This window comes from Novosphingobium sp. 9 (assembly GCF_025340265.1).
GTDB lineage: Bacteria > Pseudomonadota > Alphaproteobacteria > Sphingomonadales > Sphingomonadaceae > Novosphingobium.
Genome location: NZ_CP022707.1, coordinates 1061099 through 1077730, shown reverse-complemented (window position 1 = coordinate 1077730; position 16632 = coordinate 1061099). Strand labels below are relative to the sequence as shown.

Annotated in this window: 21 protein-coding genes and 3 pseudogenes; 3 read left to right on the top strand and 21 right to left on the bottom strand. The window is 66.3% G+C overall.

Annotation, left to right across the window (positions count from 1 at the left end; all coding sequences use genetic code 11):
* Nucleotides 1-12 precede the first annotated feature (12 nt).
* Complete coding sequence (gene hemF / locus CI805_RS05445; protein WP_260926942.1) at nt 13-873, bottom strand: oxygen-dependent coproporphyrinogen oxidase; 861 nt, start codon at nt 871-873, stop codon at nt 13-15.
* 64 nt (nt 874-937) lie between these two features.
* Between hemF and pdeM the strand changes: the two are divergent.
* Nucleotides 938-1629, top strand: a pseudogene (gene pdeM / locus CI805_RS05440) (ligase-associated DNA damage response endonuclease PdeM).
* Nucleotides 1630-1840: 211 nt separating this feature from the next.
* Nucleotides 1841-2362 carry a translation initiation factor IF-3 gene (gene infC, locus CI805_RS05435; protein ID WP_260926938.1) on the top strand — a complete coding sequence of 174 codons (522 nt, stop codon included), beginning with the start codon at nt 1841-1843 and terminating at the stop codon, nt 2360-2362.
* Nucleotides 2363-2531: 169 nt separating this feature from the next.
* Here infC and CI805_RS05430 read toward each other — a convergent pair.
* Nucleotides 2532-3383: pseudogene (locus CI805_RS05430) on the bottom strand (AEC family transporter); the annotation flags it as partial.
* Nucleotides 3384-3508: 125 nt separating this feature from the next.
* Between CI805_RS05430 and CI805_RS05425 the strand changes: the two are divergent.
* Nucleotides 3509-4381, top strand: a complete 873-nt coding sequence (locus CI805_RS05425) for a LysR family transcriptional regulator (protein WP_260926937.1) — start codon at nt 3509-3511, stop codon at nt 4379-4381.
* Nucleotides 4382-4387: 6 nt separating this feature from the next.
* Here the strand turns inward: CI805_RS05425 and CI805_RS05420 are convergent, their stop codons facing one another.
* The 19 genes and pseudogenes from CI805_RS05420 to CI805_RS05330 all read right to left on the bottom strand — a co-directional run bounded on the left by CI805_RS05420 (nt 4388) and on the right by CI805_RS05330 (nt 16260).
* Nucleotides 4388-4786, bottom strand: a complete 399-nt coding sequence (locus tag CI805_RS05420; RefSeq protein ID WP_260926936.1) for a hypothetical protein — start codon at nt 4784-4786, stop codon at nt 4388-4390.
* 50 nt (nt 4787-4836) lie between these two features.
* Entirely contained in the window at nt 4837-5370 is a 534-nt protein-coding gene (locus CI805_RS05415) for a J domain-containing protein (protein WP_260926935.1), read from the bottom strand.
* Between the two features lie 154 nt (nt 5371-5524).
* Nucleotides 5525-6052 carry a peptidoglycan-associated lipoprotein Pal gene (gene pal, locus CI805_RS05410; RefSeq protein ID WP_260927829.1) on the bottom strand — a complete coding sequence of 176 codons (528 nt, stop codon included), beginning with the start codon at nt 6050-6052 and terminating at the stop codon, nt 5525-5527.
* A gap of 174 nt (nt 6053-6226) precedes the next feature.
* Nucleotides 6227-7642, bottom strand: coding sequence for a Tol-Pal system beta propeller repeat protein TolB (gene tolB / locus CI805_RS05405; RefSeq protein WP_260926934.1), 1416 nt, complete (start codon nt 7640-7642; stop codon nt 6227-6229).
* Nucleotides 7639-8676: a hypothetical protein gene (locus tag CI805_RS05400; RefSeq protein WP_260926933.1), complete on the bottom strand. Its 1038-nt coding sequence runs from the start codon at nt 8674-8676 to the stop codon at nt 7639-7641. Before CI805_RS05400 ends, tolB begins: the two co-directional genes overlap by 4 nt.
* Nucleotides 8677-8692: 16 nt before the next feature.
* Complete coding sequence (locus tag CI805_RS05395) at nt 8693-9184, bottom strand: ExbD/TolR family protein (RefSeq protein WP_260926927.1); 492 nt, start codon at nt 9182-9184, stop codon at nt 8693-8695.
* Entirely contained in the window at nt 9184-9894 is a 711-nt protein-coding gene (gene tolQ, locus CI805_RS05390; protein ID WP_260926925.1) for a protein TolQ, read from the bottom strand. Before tolQ ends, CI805_RS05395 begins: the two co-directional genes overlap by 1 nt.
* Entirely contained in the window at nt 9891-10385 is a 495-nt protein-coding gene (locus CI805_RS05385) for a YbgC/FadM family acyl-CoA thioesterase (RefSeq protein WP_260926923.1), read from the bottom strand. Before CI805_RS05385 ends, tolQ begins: the two co-directional genes overlap by 4 nt.
* Nucleotides 10386-10500: 115 nt before the next feature.
* The gene (locus CI805_RS05380; protein WP_260926921.1) at nt 10501-10878 is read right to left on the bottom strand and encodes a histidine triad nucleotide-binding protein; all 378 of its coding nucleotides are present in this window, start codon (nt 10876-10878) and stop codon (nt 10501-10503) included.
* A gap of 37 nt (nt 10879-10915) precedes the next feature.
* A complete protein-coding gene (locus CI805_RS05375) occupies nt 10916-11284 on the bottom strand; it encodes a phosphoribosyl-ATP diphosphatase (protein ID WP_260926919.1) in 369 nt (122 codons plus the stop codon).
* A gap of 101 nt (nt 11285-11385) precedes the next feature.
* The gene (locus tag CI805_RS05370) at nt 11386-11475 is read right to left on the bottom strand and encodes a PEP-CTERM sorting domain-containing protein (RefSeq protein ID WP_260926916.1); all 90 of its coding nucleotides are present in this window, start codon (nt 11473-11475) and stop codon (nt 11386-11388) included.
* A gap of 254 nt (nt 11476-11729) precedes the next feature.
* Nucleotides 11730-12494, bottom strand: a complete 765-nt coding sequence (gene hisF / locus CI805_RS05365) for an imidazole glycerol phosphate synthase subunit HisF (RefSeq protein ID WP_260926913.1) — start codon at nt 12492-12494, stop codon at nt 11730-11732.
* A 13-nt stretch (nt 12495-12507) separates the two neighbouring features.
* Nucleotides 12508-12750, bottom strand: coding sequence for a hypothetical protein (locus tag CI805_RS05360; protein ID WP_260926911.1), 243 nt, complete (start codon nt 12748-12750; stop codon nt 12508-12510).
* A complete protein-coding gene (locus CI805_RS05355; protein WP_260926910.1) occupies nt 12747-12980 on the bottom strand; it encodes a hypothetical protein in 234 nt (77 codons plus the stop codon). Before CI805_RS05355 ends, CI805_RS05360 begins: the two co-directional genes overlap by 4 nt.
* On the bottom strand, nt 12977-13708 hold the full coding sequence (gene hisA, locus CI805_RS05350) for a 1-(5-phosphoribosyl)-5-[(5-phosphoribosylamino)methylideneamino]imidazole-4-carboxamide isomerase (protein ID WP_260926909.1): 732 nt from the start codon (nt 13706-13708) through the stop codon (nt 12977-12979). Before hisA ends, CI805_RS05355 begins: the two co-directional genes overlap by 4 nt.
* Nucleotides 13709-13901: 193 nt before the next feature.
* Nucleotides 13902-14531, bottom strand: a complete 630-nt coding sequence (gene hisH, locus CI805_RS05345) for an imidazole glycerol phosphate synthase subunit HisH (RefSeq protein WP_260926908.1) — start codon at nt 14529-14531, stop codon at nt 13902-13904.
* 7 nt (nt 14532-14538) lie between these two features.
* Nucleotides 14539-15132, bottom strand: a complete 594-nt coding sequence (gene hisB, locus CI805_RS05340; protein WP_260926907.1) for an imidazoleglycerol-phosphate dehydratase HisB — start codon at nt 15130-15132, stop codon at nt 14539-14541.
* Between the two features lie 66 nt (nt 15133-15198).
* Complete coding sequence (locus CI805_RS05335; protein WP_260926906.1) at nt 15199-15747, bottom strand: hypothetical protein; 549 nt, start codon at nt 15745-15747, stop codon at nt 15199-15201.
* A gap of 85 nt (nt 15748-15832) precedes the next feature.
* Nucleotides 15833-16260 (bottom strand): annotated as a pseudogene (locus CI805_RS05330) (OsmC family protein).
* Nucleotides 16261-16632 lie beyond the last annotated feature (372 nt).

The following is a 16632-nucleotide window of genomic DNA, read 5'->3' as shown; positions in this document are numbered from 1 at the left end:
ACCGGTCTTTTCTCAGTTCCAGGTCGCTTCGGGCGGCAGGCTCATCAGGATCGCGTCGATATTGCCGCCGGTCTTGAGCCCGAACAGCGTGCCGCGATCGTGGACGAGGTTGAACTCGGCATAACGTCCGCGCCATTCCAGCTGCACCGCCTTGTCGGCAGGCGTGAAGCTTTCGGCCATGCGCCGCCGCACGATTGTCGGGAAGATGTCGAGGAACGCCTCGCCCACCGCGCGGGTGAAGGCGAACTCGGCCTCGAACCGGGCCTCGTCGGCGCATTCGAGGTGATCGTAGAAGATCCCGCCCACACCGCGATGGACCTTGCGGTGGGGGATATAGAAATAGTCGTCCGCCCAGGCCTTGAAGCGCGGATAGCGGTCCTCGCCGAACGGATCGCACGCGGCCTTGAAGGCGGCGTGGAAATCGGCGGTATCCTCTTCGCGCGGCAGCGGCGGGTTGAGATCGGCGCCCCCGCCGAACCACGCCTTCGTGGTCGTCAGGAAGCGCGTGTTCATGTGGACCGCAGGCACCTGCGGATTGGCCATGTGCGCCACAAGGCTGATCCCAGTCGCGGTAAACTCGGGCTGCTCCACCGAGGCGCCGTTGATCGAGGCGGCGAACTGCGGGCTGAACGTGCCGCCCACGGTCGAGACGTTGACCCCGACTTTCTCGAACACCCGGCCCTTCATCAGGCCGCGAACGCCTCCACCGGGCTCACCGCCGCTGCCATCGTCCTCACGCTGCCAGGACGTATATTCGAAACGCGCGTCCGAACCGGCCTCGCGCTCGATCGCCTCGAAGGCCGCGCAGATCGAATCGCGCAAAGCCTCGAACCATTCGCGTGCGCGCGTCTGAGCGCCAGTCCAGTCGGTCATGTCCGTTCCTTGAGAATCCCTTGAAGCGCTTGCCAAAACACATCCGCTGGGGCAAGGGAAAGCCATGGTTCCCTTTTCGTTCCAGTCCTTCGAGATGCATCTCGTGGTGCCGGCGGGCGGCCATGCCGGCGCGATCTACTGGCCGCACGAGAACGCGCTGCTGGTCGCGGACCTGCATCTGGAGAAAGGCAGCTTCTTCGCGCGCACCGGGCAGATGCTTCCCCCCTACGACAGCCGCGTCACGCTGAAGCGGCTGGCCGAGGCGGTGCGGCTGACCGGCGCGCGGCGGGTCTATGCGCTGGGCGACAATTTCCACGATGCCGATGGCCCCGCCCGGCTGGAGCCGCATGCGGCGGGCATGCTCGCCGCACTGACCCGCGCGCTCGACTGGGTGTGGATCACCGGCAACCACGATCCGCACCTGCCTGCCGCAATCGGCGGCACGGTGGCCGAAGAAGTGCTGACCGGCGGCCTTGCCCTGCGCCATCAGGCGGAAGCGGACAGCACCCTGCCCGAGCTTTCCGGGCACTTTCACCCGCGCCTGCGACTCACTGCGCGCGGGCGGCGGATCGTGCGTCCCTGCGCGGTCCGCAGCGAGACCCGGCTGATCCTGCCCGCCTTCGGCGCGCTCACCGGCGGCATGGATGCAGGCGATCCGGCGATCCTCTCCGCCATGCAGCCCGCGCGCGAAATCGAGGCCTTGGTGGCCACAAATTCGCGGATTTTGCGCTACCCCTCTGGCGCGCGGCGGCCTGAAGGCCCATATTGGGGCCAAGGTCGGGCTCCGACCGGGGCAATTAATCGATTGGCGTGGCCGAAAAGGCCGATTTCCTGCTTGGCGAGCGGGAGTGATTCGCATTAATGACGCCCAAATTCACAAAGTCCCGAGTCTGTCCGCGTTACGGGCATGTTTCGGGCATGACGACAACAGTTCAGGAGAACGCATATAGCACCCCCACCCCGGCGCATGATGACGCCACCGGTCAAGAGTGGACCGCGCTACAATCACATGATCCAGACCGACAAGGTCCGTGTTATCGACGAGAACGGCGAAAACATCGGCGTCATGTACACGCGCCAGGCGATTGAACAGGCGGCAGACCTCGGCCTCGACCTCGTAGAGGTCTCGCCCAACGCCGATCCGCCGGTGTGCAAGTTCCTCGATGTCGGCAAGTACCGGTATGAGGCCCAGAAAAAGGCCAATGCCGCGCGCAAGACGCAGAAGACGCAGGAGATCAAGGAGATCAAGATGCGTCCGAACATCGACGACCACGACTACGACACCAAGATGCGTAACGTCGTGCGTTTCATCGGCGATGGCGACAAGGTGAAGGTCACCCTGCGCTTCCGCGGTCGTGAGCTTTCGCACCAGCAGCTGGGCATGAACCTGCTGCGCCGCGTGCAGGAAGACGTCGCCGAAGTGGCGAAGGTGGAATCCTATCCGCGCATGGAAGGCCGCCAGATGCTGATGGTGCTCTCGCCCAAGTAAGGGCTGCTGCGGCACTCGGCTGATGAAAAACGGGCGCGCGGGGATATCCTCGGGCGCCCGTTTTCGTTCTGGCTCGATTTTGTAAGGGTTCGTTACCCCCGAAGGCGAGATAGCCGGTGATCGTGAACAGCGAGACCACAGTGGAGGCCAGCACGACTTTCGCGGTCAGCCCCGCCTCGCGGCGATAGAACTCGGCGAGCATGAACGGGCCGGTGCCGGTCGGCAGCGCGGCAAGCAGCACGGCCGCGCGGACCTGAAACGGATCGAGCGCGAAGACGCGGGTTGCCAGCCACCAGGTCAGCACCGGCTGCACCAGCAGCTTGAGCGCGGTCAGCAGGACGACGGTGCCGCCAGCCCCTCCCTTGGCCTCGCGCTTCTCCGCCAGGAACAGGCCGAGCGCCACCAGCGCACAAGGACTCGCCGCGCCGCCCAGGAGCTTCAGGAAGCTGTCGACCGGCACCGGCAGGCCCCGCCCCACCGCCAGCACCACCGCGCCCAGCACCGGCGCGATCACCAGCGGATTGCGGGCGAGCGATCCGGCAACCTTCTGCACGATCCGAAGCGGCGGCTGCGAGGCTTCCAGCCCCACCTCGATCAGCACGATGGCCACCGCGAACAGGATGCAGATCGTGATGATAGAGGCCACCAGCGTCGGCGTCGCGCCTCCTGCGCCCAGCACGGCGGCAGCCAGCGGAAAACCGATGTAGCCCGTGTTGCCATAGGCCGCGTTCAGCCCGTCGACCGCCGCATCGGCCAGCCCATGCGCGCGCAGGCGGATGGCGATGGTGGCGACGAAAATCACCGCCACGCCGATCCCGAATGCGCCGACGAAGCCCGGTTGCCAGATCTGCGACCAGCTGGCTTTCGCGACGATATCCAGCAGCAGTGCAGGCAGCGCGAGATAGACCACGAAGCGGTTCAGCTCACGCGTGGCGTTGGGGCCGAGCACGTCGAGGCGGCGGCACAGCCACCCGGCGAAGATCAGCGCGAAGATCGGCAGGACGATGAACAGGACGGACATGGGAGAGAACAGCGCCCCTTAGGCAGACGGACAAGTATACGATGGAAAATCCGCCGTGGCGTAGTCGGCCAGATTGATGCATTCCAATACCGTTTTGTCACCAGACCGATGCCGGAGACGTATCAGTGATCGAGCTGCGCCAGTTGCGCTACTTCGTCGAACTCGCCCGCACGCTGCATTTCGGGCAGGCGGCGCGCGCGCTGCACATCAGCCAGCCGCCGCTCAGCCGCCAGATCGCCGCGCTGGAGGCGGACCTTGGCGTGCGGCTGGTCGAGCGCAATTCGCGCCATGCCCGCCTGACCCCTGCGGGCGAACAGTTCGCCGCTGACGCCCGCCGCACGCTGGCGACCTTCGACGAGGCCTGCCGCAACGCGCGGCTCGCCGAAGCAGGCGAGATCGGCGAACTGGCGGTCGGCTTCATGATGCACGCCGCCTACGGCCTCGTCCCCGCGCTGACCCGGCGCTACATGACCACGCATCCACTGGTGCGCCTGCATCTGCGCGAGACGGTGCCGCAGCAGTTGCTCGTCGATGTGGCCCAAGGGCGCCTCGATGCGGGGGTGACCTTCGATCCCGGCCAGCTGCCTGGCCTGTCCAGCGCGACGATCCACCGCGAACCGCTGGTCGCCGCGATACCTGCTGACGATCCCCTCGCCGCAGAGCCCATCCTCACCCCCGCCCACTTCACCGACCGCGCGCTGATCGCGGTGCTGGCCGACGTCGCCCCGACCCTGCGCCGCACGGTCGAGGACTACGTGCGGCTCGGCGGCGGCGAGCCCGAAGTCCGCCTCGAAGTGCAGTTGCAGCAGACCATCGTCGGCCTCGTCGCCGAGGGCCTCGGCCTGGCGCTCGTCCCCGCCTCGGTGCGCAAGCTCGGCATCGCTGGCGTGCGCTTCGTCGATCTGGAGGCGGCACCCGAAGTCGCCCAGGCCATCGTCTGGCGCGAGGACAGCCTCAACCCCGCGCTGCCAGGACTACTGGCGATGGCGCGAGCGTGAGCATACTCAGCGGCGAATGGACTGGTAGGTTATACGGACGCCGTCCACATGGTCCGCTCGCTTGAAGATGCGGGATTTAGCCGCATAGCGAACGAGCAGGTGATCTGTGGCCAGCCACTGGATCTGCGCCCACGAACCGCCCCATGGGCCCAATGCGGCCGCACCGTGATCGTCATCGGCACGAAATGCATTGCCTGCGTGAAGAGGCGTCTGGCGAGACGGAACAACAGAGACCTGTGTCGAGAACCCCGTGGTCGCGCCGCAGTCCCGCTGAAACAATACCGCCGAATGTAGCCCATCCGGACTATCGACGATTTTGATCGGCGTGTCGGAACAGTCGTCCGAGCAGCCCGTCACGAGCAGCAGCGCGGCAGCGATAGCGAGCGATCTCATACCGGAATACACAGAAAACGGATCGCGGCAGCCCTTCTGCAAACGCTTCCCGACTAGCCCTCTCAGCCCTTCCACTCGCGCCGGTCTTCGGCGGCGCGCAGGACTTCGTAGGCGAGCTGGTAGGTCTGGAAGGCCTTGGCGGCTTCCGGGTCGTTGGGCTTGACGTCGGGGTGGACTTCCTTGGCCCTGGTGCGCCAGGCCTTCCTCACCGCGTCGAAGTCCGCATCGGGATCGAGGCCGAGCGCTTCGAGCGCGCGCAGCTCGTCGCGGCTGCGGGTGCCGTCGCCCGAGCCCGCCCAGCCATAGTGCGCCGATTCCTTGTAGCCCGCCGTCTCGGCCTGCTCGTCTGCTTCGCGCGCGGCGGCTTCCTCGGCGTCGAGCCCGGCGAAGTAGTCCCACCCGGCGTTGTATTCGGCGGCGTGCTTCTGGCAGAAATACCAGCGATCGCGGCTGTTCGGACTCTTGGGCGCGGGGCAGTCACCCGGATCGTTGCAGCCGTGGCGATCGCAGAGCCGAACCTGTGCCGCCTCGCGCGAGGCGCCGTAGGGCCTCCAGCGGGGAAAGCCCCAGTCATTGGTTCGGGTTGCGCGGCTCATCCCTGCGCCGATACGCGTTCGGGGCCTTGGTACGCAAGCCCTTCCACGCAACAGCCCGGCTTGCGCAGATCGCATGCCGGGCTGTTGTTTTGTAAAATCCGCGAGGGCCGGTGCCGCAAGGGCATGTCCCGCACAGGACATGCCCCGAACGTCATCAGTTCATCACGACCGTCACCGCGCGGCGGTTCTTCGCCCAGGCGTCGGGCGTCGAGCCGAGCGCGATCGGGCGCTCCTTGCCGTAGCTGACGGTGGTCAGACGATCAGGCGAAACGCCCAGGCTGACGAGGTAGTTCTTGGCCGCATTGGCGCGGCGCTCACCCAGCGCGAGGTTGTAGTCGCGCGTGCCGCGCTCGTCGCAGTGGCCCTCGATGGTGGCGTGGGTGTTGGGATACTGCATCATCCACTGCGCCTGCTTGGCGAGCGCGGCCTGATCCTCGGCATCAACATCGTAGTTGTTGGTGTCGAAGTAGATCGTGTCGGCGCCCATCATCGTCGCGATGAAGTCTTCCGACGAACCCTTGACCGGGCCGTTGTAGGCAGGCTGCGTGTTCGCGGGCATCGAGGTCTCGGGGCCGACCGGCTGCGGCGGCAGCTCCTTGGGCGGCTTCTTCGAGCAGGCCGAGACGGTCAGCGCGCCCGCCACCATCAGCGACATGCCGATCAGGCGGGTACGGCGCGACATCGTGGAAGGCGAAACGACAGAAGTCTGGGAAGGCATGGTTCAATCTCCTCTCAGGCGCGGTCCTGCACGATGAACGCGCAGGACCGGAGTTTTGTTCACTGTGCGACAGAGTCAAGTCGCACGAAAATTCACACTGGCAGAAATACGGACGGTACTTTCGCCCTTACGCTCCCTTTACGGACGGATCGGGCCCCACGCCGGGTCCGAGGCGCCGCCGGGCGTCGGCAGCTTGCGCTCGTTGCGGCCGGTCAGGTCGACCTGCCAGATCGAGGCGTCGCTCGATCCCTTGGCGGTGCGGAAGAACTGCACGATGCGCCCGTTCGGCGACCAGGTGGGCGCCTCGTCCTGCCACGAATTGGTGAGGTAGCGCATGTCGCGCCCCTCGGGCGTCATCACCGCCACGCGCAGGTTGCCCGCGATGTGGGTGAAGGCGATCAGGTCGCCGCGCGGGCTCCATTCGGGCGTGGCCGAGCTGCCGCCGAAGAAGGTGATGCGGTGCTGGTTCGAGCCATCCGCGTTCATCACGTAGACCTGCTGGTTGCCCGAACGGTCGCTCTCGAACACGATCTTGCTGCCATCGGGCGAATAGCTGCCGCCGATCGAGATGCCCGGCACGTTGGTGAGCTGCACCGGTGCGCCGCCGCTGGCCGAAACGCGATAGATGTTGGTGTTGCCGCCCGTCGCCATCGAATAGAGGATCGACTTGCCATCGGGCGACCAGCGCGGCGCGAAGGTCGGGTTCTTGGAACGGCTGATCAGGCGCTGGGTGTTGGTGTTCAGGTCATAGACGTAGATGCTCGGCTCGCCATTGAGGTACGAGAGGTAGAGCAGCTTGGAATAGTCCGGCGAATAGCGCGGCGTCAGCGCCAGCGCCTGCCCGCTGGTGAGATAGCGCAAGTTCGCGCCATCCGAATCCATCACCGCCAGCCGCTTGATGCGGTGCGCCTTGGGGCCGCTCTCGGCAATGAAGGCGATGCGCGAATCGAAGAACGGGCTCTCGCCCGACAGGCGCGAATAGACCATGTCCGAACACTTGTGCGCCGCGCGGCGCCAGTCCTCGGGGCCGACCTGCCAGCCGCCCTTCGAAAGCATCTGCTTGAGCGCGACGTCGTAGAGATAGCAGCCCACGGTGATCTGCCCGTCGGCACCTGCGCGCACAAAGCCCTGCACCAGCATGTCCGCCCCGCGCGAGGACCAGACCGGATAGGTCGGCGCCTGAACCTGGCTATAGGCCACGTCCGGCAGACCCTGCGGCCCCGAAGGCTTGAACAGGCCGTTGTTCTTGAGGTCGTCGGCGATCACCGAGGAGACCGCCCGGCCGAGCGACGCGGTCGATCCCGCGTTGGTCCGCGTCGGCACGTCGGCGTCGGTGGCGAAGGCGGTGATCGCGATGCCGAGGTTCTCCCAGGCGCTGTCGTCCGAAACAGTGACCTGCAGGCCGCCGTCATCCTGAGTACCAGCGGGCTGAGATGCAGATTGCGAAGGCGCGGCATTGGGCGCGGGCATCGGCGTCAGCGGCGCAGACTGGGCGAGTGCGGCAGTCGAGACGCTCGCGACAAGTCCGAGCGCGATAAGGCGAAGAGGGATCATTGCGAGAGTTTCCTGTCGAAGTCGGTGGTTATGGTTTTCCAGGTCGAATAGTATTCGGACGGCAGGTTGAACGGCGCGGCCAGCCTTACGGCACGAACGGCCATCTCCTGATGACGTTCCACCTGCGCCTTGTTCGAGGCGGTGACGCCGGTGGTCGAAACCACCTGCGGCGCGCCGTCGAGCGTACCGTCCGGGTTCAGGCGGAAGCGGATGCGGGTGATCAGCTTGTCGGCATCGGCACCCTGCGGCGCCTGCCAGTGCGGCTTGATCTGGCGACGGATCGTGGCGCCCAGCGAGGCGGCGACCTGCGGGCTCATCGCCGCAGCAGGCGCGCCCTTGCCCTGCGGGTCCTTGGCGCCTTCCAGCCCCTTGAGGAAGTCCGCGCCGACCAGACTGCCGCCCGCCTTCTTGGGCGGCGCCTTGGCATTGCCCTTGGTCTCGGCCTCGCCCTTGCCCGGCTTGGCGGCGGGCTTGGCAGCAGGCTTCGAGGGCGCCTTCTCCTCATGACGAGGCGCAGGCTTGGGGGCGGGCTTGGGCGCCGGTTTCGGTTTCTCGACCGGCTTGGGCGCCGGTTTAGGCGCCGGTTTAGGCTGGGGCTTGGGCCGCTCGACCGGTTTGGGAGCAGGCTTGGGCACCGGCTTCGGCACGGGCCGGGGTGCCGGTTTGGGCTCAGGCTTCTCGACCGGCTTGGGCACCGGACGCGGTTCCGGTTTGGGTTGCGGCGGGGTCGGCACGGGCGGCGCGGGAACCGGCTCCGGCTCGGCAGGCGCAGCATCGGCCGCTTCCTCGCCGATCGCTGGCGCCACATCGGGCGCGGCCTGCGCCTTGGGATCGGGCGAAGTCGAGGTCTGCGCGATATCGGTGCTGATCGTCACTTCGACCGGCTTGGGCTCGCTCGGTTTGGGCGGCGTCGCGGGCTTGATCAGGATCACCGCGACCAGCCCCGCGTGCAGCGCAAGCGCCACCGCGAGGCCGACGACCTCTTCCTTGCGCCACTTGCGCCTGTTCCTGCCCGCCACGGGTGTCGTCGCCATCGTCCGAACCCTTAGCTTACGCGCCTGAACCGCCGCTGACATTTGCGGCGTCATCAGCGCCGCCGCTGACGTTGCTCACCAGCGAGATCTGGGTGATCCCGGCATGGTCCAGCTCGCCCATCACCTTGGCAACGGTGCCGTAATCGACGCTCTTGTCGGCGCGCAGCGTGACTTGCGGCAGCTTGCCCTCGGCATCCTTGGGCAGGGCTGCAAGGCGGTCCGCCAGCTCACCCGAGGCCAGCACGTCATTCTCCCAGTAGAGCTTGCCGTCGGCATCGATCGAGAGCGTGATCGCATCGGAATCGCCCGACATCGCCTTGGCCTGGGTATCGGGCAGCGCGATCGGCACGGCGGATTTCAGCAGCGGTGCCGTCACCATGAAGATGATCAGCAGCACCAGCATCACGTCGACCATCGGGGTGACGTTGATCTCGGCCATCGGCGCGCGCGAGGAACCGCCGCGGCGCCCCCGCCTGCCGCCCCGGCCGCCGCTCATCCCCATCGCCATCAGCGCTGCTCCAGCTGGCGCGTGAGGACCGACTGCAACTGGTCGGCAAAGCGCTGCATCCGCGCTTCGAACAGGTTCACCTTGTGCGAGAAACGGTTGTAGGCGATCACCGCCGGAATGGCCGCGAACAGGCCGATGGCGGTGGCGAACAGCGCCTCCGAAATGCCCGGCGCGACCACCGCGAGCGAGGAATTCTGCTGCTGGCCGATCTGGAAGAAGCTGTTCATGATGCCCCACACGGTGCCGAACAGGCCCACGAACGGCGCCACCGAGCCCACGGTCGCCAGAAAGTTCAGGCGGTTGGCAAGGTCATCCGCCTCCTCGCCCACCGACGAGCCGAGCGCCATGGCGATCCGCTGGCGCGCGCCTTCCAGATCGAGGCCCTTGGCGCCCGCGTTACGACGCCATTCGGCCAGCCCCGCCCCGGCGACGCGGCCCACGGCCACATTGTCCTTGTCGCGGCTGCGCTGGAAGGTCTCGAAGTTCTCGGCCTCCCAGAACTGCTCCTCGTACGTGTCCGAGCGGCGCTTGGTGGCACCCATGCGCAGGCTGAACGAGACGATGATCATCCATACCCACACGCTGGCCAGCAGCAGCGCGATCATGATCGCCTTCACGACGATGTCGGCATCGGCGAACAGCTTCACCGGGTTGAGGTGATCCGGGGTATCGCCGAGCGAGGCAGCGGCGGCGAGCAAGTCGATGGTCATTCCTGTCCTTCCCTGCCGCGCGCGTCTTGCGCGTCGGCGATTGATGGGGCCTCTGCGAGTTGCACGAAGGCGCGCAGCCATGCCTCGGGCTGGCGTGCGGGTTTTCCTTCGAGCGAGATGAATCCGACCTTGACGGTGGCCTCGGCCAGCACGGTTTCGCCGCGCCGCGCGATCTGGTGCAGCGTGCAGGCAACGCGCCCGACGCTGAGCGGCCTGGTTTCGATCACCACGGCATCGCCCAGCTTGCCCGGCGCGCGATAGCGGATCGCGATCTCCGCCACGGTATACATGCCGACGCCCCCCTCGATCGCCGCGCGCTGGTCGATGCCCAGCAGTTCGACGAGATCGGAGCGCGCACGCTCGAACCAGCGGATGTAATTGGCGTGATAGACCACCCCGCCCGCGTCGGTGTCTTCGTAGTAGACGCGCAGGGCGAAGCGGTGGAGGCCGCCGTCGATCCGGCCGCCGGGAGGCAGGGGCTGGTCTGTCATGCTAACCGGATGCTTAACGGCTCGTCGCAGTCCTGCCTAGCGCCTGCGAGCCGCTCGCAGCGACATCGCGGCGAAAACAGGCCCCCACTCGTCGGAAAACCGGGGATTACGGGGGTTATTCGGCAATCATCTGGTAGAACGGGCGTCCACCGAAGATGTGGACGTGCAGATGCGGCACTTCCTGATGGCCGTGCCCGCCCATGTTCACCATCAGGCGATAGCCCGGCGCATCCAGTTCCAGCTGGCGGGTGACGTTGCCCACCGCCCGCATGAACCCGGCGATCTCGGCATCCTCGGCCTTGGCGGTGAAATCGTCCCACGAGACGTAAGCCTGCTTGGGGATCACCAGAACATGGACCGGCGCCTGCGGGCGAATGTCGTTGAAGGCGAGCGCGAACTCGTCCTCGTAGACCTTGCTGCATGGCAGCTCGCCGCGCAGGATCAGTGCGAAGACGTTACGGTCGTCATAGGGCAGCTTGGGGTCGATCGGCATCGGGGGTCTCCGAAGGAAATCTCAAGTTCTGAGGGCGTCAGTCCTGAACGCGGGCGGCCTTTTCGGCGAGGCCCGAGACGCCTTCGCGGCGCTCAAGCACATCCAGCACCGCAGAAAAGGGCACCTCGCGCACGCCCAGCAGCACCATCAGGTGGAAAATCAGGTCGGCCGCCTCGCCCACCAGCGCCGCGTCATCCTCGGCGAGCGCGGCGATCACCGTCTCGACGCCCTCCTCGCCCACTTTCTGCGCGATCTTGGCAAGGCCCTTCGCCTTCAGCCGCGCGACGTAACTCGATTCCGGATCGGCCTGAAGCCGGGCCGCGACAGTCGCCTCAAGCCGGGCCAGTGTGTCGGAAGCAGAGGGCGCGTCGGAAACCGAGGGCGTAGCGGAGGAAGCGGTGCTCATGCGCCGAGCCATGGGGCGCAGGCACGCAAGGGTCAAGTCCTGTCACGCTCGGCGCCCCGACATGGCGGGCCGTCGTCGCAGCTTGCGCTACAGCGCCGCGATCAGCGCTTCGTGGAGAACCGGCGGCCGATCGCCACGCCTGCCACGCCCAGCCCGAACAGCAGCATGCTGCTGGGTTCCGGCAACTGCACCGTACCCGCGGCGTAAGCCGGGGTCGCTGCAAGTGCGAGAGGCAGGACGGAAAACAACGCAGAGCGCACGGCGGGGGGACCTTTCGACTTGGTTGACGACCCGTTAAGGAAGCCAACGAGGCCCTTTCGGCTCCCCGGTCCGTCGATGCAAGAGGGCAGTTGATCGTGTCCCGAATCGGTGCAGCACCGAAACCGATTGAATCGCGTGCAGATACGCGGATTTCCGCGACTTTTTTGCCTGGTAAAAAGCTGTATCAGCAGCCGCGCGCAGGCAGTCCTGCCGAGCGTAGCGCCGCGTGCGCCTCGGCCACGGTATGCGTTCCGAAATGGAAGATCGAGGCGGCCAGTACCGCGCTGGCATGGCCTTCGCGCACGCCGTCGACCAGATGGTCGAGCGTACCCACGCCTCCGCTCGCGATCACCGGCACCGAAACGGCGTCCGCAATCGTGCGGGTCAGCTCCAGATCGTAGCCCGCCTTGGTGCCATCGCCATCCATCGAGGTGACGAGCAGTTCGCCTGCGCCCAGCTCGGCCAGCTTCACCGCATGCGCCAGCGCGTCGATCCCGGTCGCCTTGCGGCCGCCGTGGGTGAAGATCTCCCACTTGCCCGGCGCCACCTTGCGCGCGTCCACCGAGGCGACGATGCACTGCGCGCCGAACCGGGCGGCAATGTCAGCCACCACTTCGGGGCGCGAAACCGCCGCCGAGTTCACCGCCACCTTGTCCGCCCCTGCCAGCAGCAGCGCGCGCGCATCCTCGGCACTGCGCACGCCGCCGCCCACGGTCAGCGGCATGAAGCAGACCTCGGCAGTGCGGCGCACCACGTCGAGCAGTGTCCCGCGCCCTTCGTGGCTGGCGGAAATGTCGAGGAAGCACAGCTCGTCTGCGCCCATGCGGTCATAGGCGCGCGCCTGCTCCACCGGATCGCCCGCGTCGATCAGGTCAACGAAGTTCACGCCCTTCACCACGCGGCCATCGCGAACGTCGAGGCAGGGGATCACACGGATACGCACGGTCATGGGATCACCTTCCTCACACAGGCTTGAAGAACAGCGCCACGCAGCCCACCGTCACCAGCACGATCAGGGCGACGTTGGCCGCGGTATAGAGGCGGAACTTGCGCGGATCGGTCTCGCGATCGGCACGGATGCCCGAACGCATCCGGCTGAACAACAGCAGCCGCACGCGTCCGTTGCGCCAGTCGTTCCAGGCAATCACGAAGCCCGGCACGAGGATCAGCAGCACCATCAGCGCAACCAGACGATTGTCGTTCATGCCGTCACCATGCGCGCGCACAGGAACAGCAAAAACGCGACGACCGCCAGCTGGAACACGGTCGCGCCCCAGAAGCCTGCCGGTTTCGTGCGCCGGTCCCAGCGCGCCATCACGCGGCCGGTGCCGGTGCGGATACGCGCCTGCCCTTCCAGACAATCGCGCACCACCATGAACAGCCGGAAACCGACTGCCAAGGTGGCGACGAAGCCCAGAAGGTGCAGCGGGTTCATCCCTCGCGCTCGGCCATCTGGATCGCGGCGGCAAGGTCGAGACGCCCGTCATAGAGCGCACGACCGGTGATGACGCCCTCGATGCCGTCCTTGGCATGGAGCGCCAGCAGGCGAATGTCGTCGAGTCCCTTCACGCCGCCGCTGGCGATCACCGGCATGTCGGTGCGGCGCGCAAGATCCACGGTCGCCTCGATGTTGGCGCCTTTCAGCATACCGTCGCGGCCGATGTCGGTGAACAGCAGCGAGGCAACGCCCGCATCCTCGAACCGGCGTGCCAGATCGACCACCGAAACGTCGGAGACTTCCCCCCAGCCCTCGGTCGCGACCATGCCGTCGCGCGCGTCCACCGCAACGACGATGCCGCCGGGGAACTCGCCCGCCATGTCCTTGACGAACTGCGGGTCCTTCAGCGCGGCAGTGCCCATGACCACGCGCGCGACGCCCAGGTCGAACCAGCCCTCGACCGCCTCGCGCGTGCGGATGCCGCCGCCCAGCTGGACATGGCCGGGGAACGCCTCAAGGATCGCCTCGACCGCCTCGCGGTTCTCCGCACGGCCTGCGAACGAGCCGTCGAGATCGACGACATGGAGGTACTGCGAACCGGCTTCGGCAAACAGCATGGCCTGCGCAGCCGGGTTGTCACCATAGACGGTGGCGCGCGCCATGTCGCCTTCGGCCAGACGCACGACCTGCCCCTGCTTCAGGTCGATGGCGGGAAATACGATCATACAAAAATCCTGAACTGATCCCTTCCCCCTTCAGGGGGAAGGATAGCAAAGCTTGCTCCGAAGGAGCTAGCGCAGCTTGGAAGGGGGCGGCGCAGGCAGTATCCCGCCGATCGCCCCCGCCCAACTCCGGCTAGGCCGCTGCGCGACCAAGCCTGCGTATCCCTCCCCTGAAGGGGTGGGAGATTGTCCATGTTCACGGCTTCCACTCCAGGAAACGGGAGAGCAGCGACAGCCCGTAGGACTGGCTCTTTTCCGGGTGGAACTGCACGCCGACCACGTTGTCGCGGGCGACGGCGGCGACAAGGCCGCCACCGTGATCGGTCATCGCCGCCACGTCCTGCCCATTGTCGGGCACGTAGTGGAAGGAGTGCAGGAAATAGGCCTCGCCCGGCACGATCAGGCCGGATGCGGGATCGTGACGGCCCAGCGCCACGTCGTTCCAGCCCATGTGCGGGATCTTGATCGCCGGATCGGTCCGCTCGATCGCCCGCACTTCGCCCGCGATCCAGCCGAGGCCCGGCGTCTCGCCGAACTCCAGCCCGCGCGTGGCGAGCAGTTGCATGCCAACGCAGATGCCGAGGAACGGCGCGCCGCCGACATGGACACGCTCGGCCATCGCCTCGACCATGCCGGGAATGCCCCAGAGCCCGGCCGCGCAGGCGCCGAACGAGCCGACGCCGGGCAGCACGATGCGCTCTGCGGTTCGCACCACCGAAGGGTCGGCGGTGATCGCGACATTCTCTGCCCCCGCCGCCCGCAGCGCATTGGCGACCGAGTGCAGGTTGCCCGCGCCGTAGTCGATCAGGGCCAGAACGTCCGCCATGGTCCCGTCAGCCTCCGAGCTGGCCCTTGGTCGAGGGGATCGCCCCGCCCTTGCGCGGATCCAGCTCGACCGCCTGACGCATCGCGCGCGCAAAGCCCTTGAAGATGCCTTCGCAGATGTGGTGGTTGTTCACGCCGTAGATCAGCTCGATGTGCAGGGTGATGCCCACGGCCTGCGCGATCGAGTGGAACCAGTGCTCGATCAGCTCGGTATCCAGCTCGCCCAGCTTGACCTGCGTGAACTCAGCCTTCCACACCAGCCACGGACGGCCCGAGATGTCGAGCGCGACACGCGCCAGCGCTTCGTCCATCGGCGAATAGACCTGGCCGTAGCGGCCGATGCCCGCCTTGTCGCCCAGCGCCTTGGAAATCGCCTGCCCGATGGCGATCGCGCTGTCCTCGGCGGTGTGATGGCCGTCGACATGCAGGTCGCCCGCCACCTTGCAGCGGATATCGATAAGCGAGTGGCGCGAGAACTGCTCGATCATGTGATCGAGGAAGCCGATGCCGGTCGACACCTCAAAGGCGCCGGTGCCGTCGAGGTTCACCTCCACGGCAATGTCGGTTTCGTGAGTCTTGCGGGTGATCGAGCCTGTACGCATGAAAAGCGCCTATAGAGCGGTGTCGCGCGGAATCAATGTTGCGCGCGACACCGATTGTGACGTTTTTTACAGCGCGCTCGCCTGCATGCCCGATTCGGGCGGCATGGAGACCGGCGCGAGACCGGCTTCGGCAGCCTGCACGGCATGCGCGACGGCGGCAGCGGCAATCGCGGTTTCGCCGGCCATGCCGCCATCGCGTCCCCCATCACTGGCCGCTACTGCGGGCGGAGGATCGGACAGTGCCGCCAGATCGGGATCGAGGGGAATCTCGCCCATGTCGTCGGTTCCCGGCCCGCCTCCCTCGCCATCGCGTCCGGCAAAAGGATAGGCGCTGGCATAATAGCCATCGGGCAGCGTTGCCGCGCTCTGCGATCCCGCACCCTGCCCGCCGGTATATCCACCGGGATCTGCATAAGCCACGGCGCTGCCATCCGAGGAGCCGCCGCGATAGGGCGCAAGACTGTCCGGCGCGGTGGAGACATGGGAAGAGGCCGGGACAAGGCGCGCGGCGAAGACGCCCAGCGTGACGGCCCCGCCTGCGCCCACGCACAGCAGCAGCAGCGCAATCGCCATGCGGTTCGATCCCGCCCAGCCACTCATCTCTCTGTGAGGCATCACAGCATCTCCCGCATCTGGGTTCGCAGCGGGAACGCCGATCGCCCGATCACCGTTCCCGCCACACACCGGATCGGAGCCCCGATCAGCCTTCCAGCGACTTTTCCAGCGTCACTTCGCAGTTCAGCAGCTTGGAGATCGGGCACCCCGCCTTGGCGCCATCGGCGATCTCGGCAAATTCGGCCTCGGTGATGCCGGGATGCTGGCTTTCAGCACCAGCGCCGATTTCGTCACGGCAAAGCCGTCGCCGTCCTTGTCGAGCGTCACCGTGCAACTGGTATCGAGCGTGCCATCGGCATGACCTGCCTTGGCCAGTGCGAAGCTGGTCGCCATCGTGAAGCAGGCGGCGTGCGCGGCGGCGATCAGTTCCTCGGGGTTGGTGCCGGGCTGGCCTTCGAATCGCGTCCCGAAACCATAGGGCTGGTCGCTCAGCACGCCCGACTTCGTCGAAATCGCGCCCTTGCCGTCCTTGCCGAGCCCTTCGTAGCGGGCCGATGCCGTGTTCGTCGTCATGTTCTGGTGCCTTTCGGGTGGGTTGAAAGTGTGTTCCGCCTCGCTGTCGCAACGCAGCGAGAGCAGGGTCGTTCCACAAGGGCGATAGTTAGCTTGCAAACCTTTGCCTTGAATTCGCAGCGAAAAACTCTGGCTATTACAGAGCGTTAATCCGGGCATCGCCGAAATGAACGAACACTCCTTTTTTCTGAATAGTTGCTCCAGCAATTGTGCAAGTGCAACTACCTGAAAAAAGGTGATTTTCTCTAAAATTCCACTTTGTGGACGCGATAAGCAGTGCTAGATCATGTCTCAACAAGGGGACTGGCCGAAACAAAATAAGGCGAGCCCTTCGGGACAAGAGGATACGAAAGGCCATGAAAGAGCTTCTGG

Coding starts and splice junctions, on each gene's coding strand:
- hemF (WP_260926942.1), bottom strand. CDS start 873: ATGACCGACTGGACTGGCGCTCAGACGCGCGCACGCGAATGGTTCGAG.
- infC (WP_260926938.1), top strand. CDS start 1,841: ATGATGACGCCACCGGTCAAGAGTGGACCGCGCTACAATCACATGATC.
- CI805_RS05415 (WP_260926935.1), bottom strand. CDS start 5,370: ATGAGCCGCGCAACCCGAACCAATGACTGGGGCTTTCCCCGCTGGAGG.
- pal (WP_260927829.1), bottom strand. CDS start 6,052: ATGTCGCGCCGTACCCGCCTGATCGGCATGTCGCTGATGGTGGCGGGC.
- tolB (WP_260926934.1), bottom strand. CDS start 7,642: ATGATCCCTCTTCGCCTTATCGCGCTCGGACTTGTCGCGAGCGTCTCG.
- CI805_RS05400 (WP_260926933.1), bottom strand. CDS start 8,676: ATGGCGACGACACCCGTGGCGGGCAGGAACAGGCGCAAGTGGCGCAAG.
- CI805_RS05395 (WP_260926927.1), bottom strand. CDS start 9,184: ATGGCGATGGGGATGAGCGGCGGCCGGGGCGGCAGGCGGGGGCGCCGC.
- tolQ (WP_260926925.1), bottom strand. CDS start 9,894: ATGACCATCGACTTGCTCGCCGCCGCTGCCTCGCTCGGCGATACCCCG.
- CI805_RS05385 (WP_260926923.1), bottom strand. CDS start 10,385: ATGACAGACCAGCCCCTGCCTCCCGGCGGCCGGATCGACGGCGGCCTC.
- CI805_RS05380 (WP_260926921.1), bottom strand. CDS start 10,878: ATGCCGATCGACCCCAAGCTGCCCTATGACGACCGTAACGTCTTCGCA.
- CI805_RS05375 (WP_260926919.1), bottom strand. CDS start 11,284: ATGAGCACCGCTTCCTCCGCTACGCCCTCGGTTTCCGACGCGCCCTCT.
- hisF (WP_260926913.1), bottom strand. CDS start 12,494: ATGACCGTGCGTATCCGTGTGATCCCCTGCCTCGACGTTCGCGATGGC.
- CI805_RS05360 (WP_260926911.1), bottom strand. CDS start 12,750: ATGAACGACAATCGTCTGGTTGCGCTGATGGTGCTGCTGATCCTCGTG.
- CI805_RS05355 (WP_260926910.1), bottom strand. CDS start 12,980: ATGAACCCGCTGCACCTTCTGGGCTTCGTCGCCACCTTGGCAGTCGGT.
- hisA (WP_260926909.1), bottom strand. CDS start 13,708: ATGATCGTATTTCCCGCCATCGACCTGAAGCAGGGGCAGGTCGTGCGT.
- hisH (WP_260926908.1), bottom strand. CDS start 14,531: ATGGCGGACGTTCTGGCCCTGATCGACTACGGCGCGGGCAACCTGCAC.
- hisB (WP_260926907.1), bottom strand. CDS start 15,132: ATGCGTACAGGCTCGATCACCCGCAAGACTCACGAAACCGACATTGCC.
- CI805_RS05335 (WP_260926906.1), bottom strand. CDS start 15,747: ATGCCTCACAGAGAGATGAGTGGCTGGGCGGGATCGAACCGCATGGCG.